General features: G+C 66.3%; 7 protein-coding genes. 6 read left to right on the forward strand and 1 reads right to left on the reverse strand.

Features of this window, described 5'->3' with window-relative positions; all coding sequences use genetic code 11:
* The first annotated feature begins 6 nt into the window (after positions 1–6).
* The 6 genes from ACFQ9Z_RS38610 (at position 7) to ACFQ9Z_RS38635 (ending at position 5,828) form a co-directional block, all read left to right on the forward strand.
* On the forward strand, positions 7–846 hold the full coding sequence (locus tag ACFQ9Z_RS38610; protein ID WP_383031494.1) for a hypothetical protein: 840 nt from the start codon (positions 7–9) through the stop codon (positions 844–846).
* Positions 847–1,395: 549 nt separating this feature from the next.
* On the forward strand, positions 1,396–1,860 hold the full coding sequence (locus ACFQ9Z_RS38615; protein WP_383031497.1) for a hypothetical protein: 465 nt from the start codon (positions 1,396–1,398) through the stop codon (positions 1,858–1,860).
* A 173-nt stretch (positions 1,861–2,033) separates the two neighbouring features.
* Positions 2,034–2,306: a hypothetical protein gene (locus ACFQ9Z_RS38620; protein ID WP_383031499.1), complete on the forward strand. Its 273-nt coding sequence runs from the start codon at positions 2,034–2,036 to the stop codon at positions 2,304–2,306.
* A gap of 932 nt (positions 2,307–3,238) precedes the next feature.
* A complete protein-coding gene (locus ACFQ9Z_RS38625) occupies positions 3,239–3,784 on the forward strand; it encodes a DUF6000 family protein (RefSeq protein WP_383031517.1) in 546 nt (181 codons plus the stop codon).
* 41 nt (positions 3,785–3,825) lie between these two features.
* A complete protein-coding gene (locus ACFQ9Z_RS38630; protein WP_383031502.1) occupies positions 3,826–5,079 on the forward strand; it encodes an ATP/GTP-binding protein in 1,254 nt (417 codons plus the stop codon).
* An 83-nt stretch (positions 5,080–5,162) separates the two neighbouring features.
* On the forward strand, positions 5,163–5,828 hold the full coding sequence (locus tag ACFQ9Z_RS38635; protein ID WP_383031505.1) for an RloB family protein: 666 nt from the start codon (positions 5,163–5,165) through the stop codon (positions 5,826–5,828).
* 52 nt (positions 5,829–5,880) lie between these two features.
* On the opposite strand, the gene ACFQ9Z_RS38640 is transcribed toward ACFQ9Z_RS38635, so the two are convergent.
* Positions 5,881–6,156 (reverse strand): DUF664 domain-containing protein, encoded by a 276-nt coding sequence (locus ACFQ9Z_RS38640; protein WP_383031509.1) that lies wholly within the window; start codon positions 6,154–6,156, stop codon positions 5,881–5,883.
* Positions 6,157–6,241 lie beyond the last annotated feature (85 nt).

Genomic DNA, 6,241 nt, shown 5'->3' on the forward strand with positions numbered 1-6,241 from the left:
GGTCCGATGGGCTGGCTGCTCGGTCGAGGCCTGGTCCAGCGCCGTGTCTGCCCCGACAAGAGGTGTGACGACGGCATCCGCCTGGGCACCGGCGCTGACTGCCCGACCTGCGCAACCATCGTGCACACACGGTGCGCTTTGCGGACCCGGGTCACGGCGGCGGTCGAGTCCGAGATGCCGCGCGCCGATCCAGCCGCGCGCCGGGCCGAGACAGAGCGGCGCCTGCGCGAGGAAATCGCCCTCGAGGCGCAGCGTGCCCAGATCCGCCGCGCCCGGGCCGAGCGGGAGGTTGAGCAACGGCATCGAGCGCTCGCGCGACGCCGCGCCCTCGAGGAGGACGCGGAGCTGGGCCGCAAGCAAGCGCCGTGCACGGACTGCCGGCTTCCCGAATCCGCCGGCCTGTGCCCGGTCTGCTCCTACCGGCGGCGTTCCGACGCGGTGGTGCGCGACGCAGTCGGCCTGGTGGTCGCTGTACGAGCCGACCTCCTGGACGCAGCCGCAGTCGCGGAGCTCACCCAGCAGTGCGAGGCGGACACCCGTGCCCTCTTCGCCTTGGCGTGCGAACACGCCTGCGGCCCGGACGTTGATCCGGCGTGGGTGGCCTTCACTGCGCCGCAGGTGGCGCAGCAGATCCGGGACGGGCGGCGCGCGGCCGCGCTACGTCAGCTGCTCGCGACCCAGGAAGCGGTGGCGGAGGCCGACGCGGCTTACGAGGCGGCCCTTCAACGAGGAAGCCGAGGAGCCGCGGCTGCTGCCGACGAGGCCGCGAATGCGGCGGGCCGACGTACCGGCGAGTTCTTCGTCTGCTGGTGGTACACGCCTGACCTCGCTCCTGACCTGCGATGAAGAGCGGAATCGTCGAGTGCCAGCCTGATTCGGTCCGCACCGGGTCCGGATCTTGATGAGTGGTACGTGGTTCTAGCGCCGCGGTACCACATGGCACAGGTTGTAGAGACCGTCCAGGGGCGTCTGCGCCAGTCCAACGCGGGCATGGAACAGCAGGTCAGGGCTTCCTGGTCCGGGAGCGACCGTCCAGTTGGTGATGGCTGTGTGGTAGGCGGGTGATACGGCGAGGCGCCGGTGTTCGCCCTGCGAGACCACTGCGCGGAATAGTGAGGCGACGAAGCCGCACCGTAGCGCTCCGGTGCGGCTTCGTCCTCAGATCGGCTGTGCTGGCGCGCACGATGCGGTCATTCCCTCATGCGGTCCGTGTTCCCGTGACGCTTCCGGGCTGCGCTAACTTTGCGATTGCACTCGCTGGGAGGAGTCTTTCGGTGTCGCTGGATAGGATGCACTCCGCGTGCAGACTACTGGCTAAGCGGAAGAGGGGGACTGTGCTCCATGGGGAAATCAGCACGGGTGCTGGGCTGGGAGTTTGGCCGAACGGCTCGCGAAATGAATGAACTCCTGAAGCTCCACGGGTACTTGTACGGAAACCCCGGCGCCTATGGGCTCACCGAGAAGGGGCGACAGTACGCGGAGGAGAAGTACCACTCGCGTGGCACTGGGGGTTACGCACAGTACAACCCTAGCTGGGAAACGCGCACCTGGAGTGACGAGACGGCGGAGGCGCTTAAGGCTGACATGGACGCCAGCCCCGGAGGCTTCGACGGCGGAGACTCTCTTACTGAAGAAGAGGACGCCTCCCCGTACGAACCTTTGTCGGACTGCAGCAGCAGTGGCGATGACGACGTCTCTCAGCCGAGTTGGAAAGGGTTGACAATTGGGGGAGCCGTAGCGGCGGCTCTTCTTGTCGCTCCTCATGTCAAGCCCTTCTGGAACAACAAAGTGAAACCTGCTGCGAAGAAGCTGCGGGCCGGGTTGGCGAAAAAGGGGTCGGTGGAGTCCGCCGACTCCTGACTCCGCTAGGCATTAAAGCGGAATGCCTGCGAGCCGATCCTGACACGCGGCGGAGGCCTATTTGGGGCTCTGACCTGGGACTTCCCGGTTGGCATGCTTTGGCTCCAGACAGCTGTTTACGGGTGTCCTGCGGCTGGCTGCGGACTGCCGGGGGTGCCGAGACCGAGAAATCCATGGCGCACCAGCCGGCCCTGCAACGAGACTGTCAAGGTGAGCGACCGCTACCCCTGTCCCTGCTGCGCACACCGCGTGCTCGACGCCATGCCCGGCTCGCACGAGATCCGGCCGACGGCGAGCCCCTCGACCCCGCTTGGCGCCCCATCGACCTGACACGGGACTCCTTCGAGGACTGGGCGGTCGAGGACCGCGTCCCGTGGCCCGACGACCACTCGGTGCTCTGCTGGTGGCTGCCCACCTTCTGGCGCTGGGACCACTCCGCGTCATGACTTCCCACATCGAGACACTCGTCCAGTAGCTCGACGGCAAGGCCGCCGAGTCCTACGACGCCCGTGCGAAGCTGATCTGGATCGGCACCGATGCCATACCCGCCGTCATCAATGGCCTGCCCTCCCTCGCCGGCTTCGGTCAGCTGACCGCCATCGAGGTCTTCGAGGAGGTGGGCGATCCCCGTTGCGGCCCCGCCCTCTTCGGCCTGCTGGACAGCGACAACCTGACCGTCTGCTAATGGGCAGCCATGACCCTGGTGAGCCTGGAGCTCGACCCCGCCCGACTGGAGCGAGCCCCTGCACCGCGTCTACCGCACCTGCTTGGAACGGGCGACCCCGCCCGAATGGAGCGAGCCCGGCGGCATCCGCTGGGCTCCGACCGAACTTGGCGTCCGGTACCCCCGTCGTCCCGCCGCTCACCGCGCGCCTGCGAGCCACCGGGGCGGACGACGCCCCTGGCTGGCCCTCAGGCCCACTTCACCGAGATCATCAACACCTGGACGACCACGCCCAGGTGATCCTCTACTCCCAGTTCTGGCGGGTCGACGCTGGCCGCACATACTAAGGGAGTATCCGGACCCGGCCTGGACTGGGAATTTGACTGGACCGCGTCCTGGGAGCACTTGGTCGAGGAGTCCCGCACCTGGTCCCAGCTGGAAGCCTCCGAAGCCCCCACCGGCGACAACATCTTCGTCGCCCCCACCTGGATCGACCGCACCGACCTTCACCCGGAGAGTTGACCGATGCCGTCCCAGCACCGCGAGGCAATCGGCTAGGGCCATGTCGTCGAGAGCTACGTGACGAGGACGTACGGGGGCCTCCCCCGCTACCTCGTACTGAACGGCGGGCGGTTCCTGGGCCCCCGGTGGTGACACACCACCCGCTTCACCCGACACCTCATCAATGACGCCGCCGCCATCACCGACGAGGAACTGGAAGCCCTCCCCGCATACGAATGTAGCTCGCGCCTAACCGCCGGCTGGCTGATCGGCGTCGACCGCCGCGAACGGTTCCGAGCATGCAACAGCGACCTGCTCCTGGCCAGCGAGGTCTGCTACTCAGGCAGCGCCGACTGCTTCGCCCTGACCTGCTTCGCCTACGCCGACGCTGAGGTCCTCACCGCGTACCTCGACCGCTACCTCCCCCGCACCCACCTCCACTACGACCAGCCCGCCGCCCTGGGCGCCCTCCTCCGGCTCGACGCCCTCCTCGGCACCCACCACGCCGACCGCTTCACGGAGCCCGAACTGGGTCAAATGCGTGAGACGCCTCGGCTACCCCAGCCACATCCCCGCCGAACAGCGCCGCTGGGCGGACCTCCAATGCGAGTTCGCCAACGGCTGGTCGGCCGTAGTCCCGGCGGGGCTGTGCACCAGTTGTCCAACAACGGCGCTCGACAGCGACGCTCGACCGACTGGATTCACGGTCCCGACGGCGCCTCCGCGCTCGTCTGGATAGGCTGTGCCCGACCGATGTGAGCATGGCTGTGTACAACTGCGCGCGATGGGAGTGGCACGGCATGCTGCTGAGATTCCGTGCGGCGAATGTTCGGTCGCTGCGCGACGAACAGGAACTGTCCTTCGTCGTGCCGTCGGGCGAGGAGTCCGACTCGGCCCGAACGGTAGAGCTCTCGGGTGGGAAGACTCTCCAGGTCTATCCGCTCGTGGGTGTCTTCGGTGCGAACGCCTCGGGCAAGTCGAATGTGATCGCAGCTCTCAAGAAGATGCGGGAGGCGGTCCTCGGCTCGTACGCACAGTGGACGTCTCGGCAGGGCATCCCCCGAGACGCGTTCTCCCTCGATCCGAAGGCTGCGGCCGAGACCACCTTCTACGAGGTCGATTTCGTCATGCCGGATGGGGTGCGCTGGACGTACGGGTTCGAGCTGAGCGATGAGCGCGTCGAGGCGGAATGGCTGCATTCTTACCCCAAAGGTCGTCGGCAGGTCTGGCTCGACCGGGACGCCACCCGCCAGGAGGTCTTCGCGTTCCCGGGCGAGCGCATCCAGGACCGCGCGCTGCTGACCCGTTCAACCCGTCCGGACGCACTCCTGCTCTCCCGTGCCGCGAACGACAACCATCCGCAACTCACCGAGATCTACAACTGGTTCAAGCAGAACCTCTGGGATATCAATCCGGAGCTGGAGCGTCAGGAACGCGAGGGCTACACGGCCGAACAGCTGCTCGACGATCGTTTCAAGGAGCGGATCGAAGGGCTTCTGCGTGTCGCCGATCTGGGGATCAGTGGCGCAGTGGTCGAGCACCGGCTCGGGGAACACCCGCGAGTTCGCCTTCTGCACGAGGGCGGGGAAAGTGGACCAGTACCGCTCGACTGGCAACACGAGTCCTTCGGCACTCGTTCTTGGTTTGCGCTCATCGGGCCACTCCTACGGGCCCTTGACGATGGCGCCGTGCTGCTCATCGACGAACTGGACGCCAGCCTTCACCCACGCTTCGCCGCCGAGGTCGTACGCCTCTTCCAAGCCCACTGGTCGAATCAGAGAGCCGCACAGCTCGTATTCACCTCCCACGACCCCTCCCTGCTCAGCACTCCTCGCGGCGGCCGGCTCCTGGAGCCAGGACAGATCTGGCTCACAGAGAAGAACCAGCGAGGCGCCACCGAGCTCTACCCGCTGAGTGATGTGCGGCCGGGAGGCGAGGAGAACCTTACGGACTCCTATCTCGCAGGTGCTTTCGGCGCCGTGCCAAGGATGACAGAGGGGCAGATCGGCAGACGTTTGCTGCCCGATTCGGTGAGTGAGGAGGAGCAGGGCTGATGGCGAGGGGGAGAGAGCGGGGCCGGGGGAAGGACGATCTGGGCCGAACGCGCGGGTCGTCGGCACGGGTACGCCCTAGGGAGGTGTACGTCTTCACGGAGGGCGAGGTAACCGAGCCCGGATACATCGACTTCGTACAGGTTCACGGGGAGCTCAAGGATCCCAGCCGGCCTTTCGAGATCCACTTCGAGAATTCCAGTGCTCCATCCAAACGACGTAAGCCCCTTCCTCTGGTCGAGGACGCAGTCGCGTGTATGACCAGGGTGGAAAGTCGCGCTCGACGTGTTGGTCTGAACGAGGAGAAGGACTGGAACTGGCCGCAGGTATGGTGCCTTTTCGACCGTGACGAGCACAAGGACATCGCCACCGCCTTCGCACGGGCACGGAAGGCTGGCGTCAAAATCGCCTATTCCCACCCGTGCTTCGAGCTGTGGCGACTGCTCCACTACCAGAACTACACGAGCGGGTTCGGCGGCGCCTGTGACAGTGCGGCGGCGCTGCTGAAGAAGCAGCCTGGGTTCGCCGCAACATACGGCGGGCGCGGGGGCTCCGTCTCCGCCGAGCAGGCGAAGCACGTAAAGCCAAATCAGTTCGCTGCGGCCACACCAGACCAGAACCGGTTCGAGCAGGCCAAGCAGTACGCGGTGAGGCTCGGCCGGGCGCGCATCGGGCCCGATCCGGCACTCTGGGATCCGTACACCGACGTCCACGCCTTCGTCGAGAACGGTCTCGGAGTCTTCAAGTACTAGGGCGTGTATCGGAAGTGGAGGCTGGGCACCGGTCGTGGCTGCGGGACGGTGCTCAGCGAGGCCCAAGTCCTGTCCGTCCGTCAAGGAGTTCGCGGACGATGTCCAGATGACCAGCGTGACGCGCGGTCTCTTCAATCACATGCATGATGATCCCGCGCAGGTCGGTGAGTTCGTCCCCCAGGGGATCGCGGTGACGACCCCGCGGGGGTGCCGACAACGGCGTGCGGGCGATCACGGCATCGGAACGGCGACACTGGTCGTCGTAGAAGGCGAAAACCACCTCCGGCCGTCGCGGTGTTGTCAGCGGGGCATGGTCATCCAATGCCACGAAGTTAAGGCTCAGTTGAGGGTGTCAAGGCCCCGGGAAGAGGGAGCTTGTACGTACTCGGTGCCGTACGGATGAGTCGGCCGTT

This window comes from Streptomyces sp. NPDC056580, from assembly GCF_042793175.1.
Classification (GTDB): domain Bacteria; phylum Actinomycetota; class Actinomycetes; order Streptomycetales; family Streptomycetaceae; genus Streptomyces.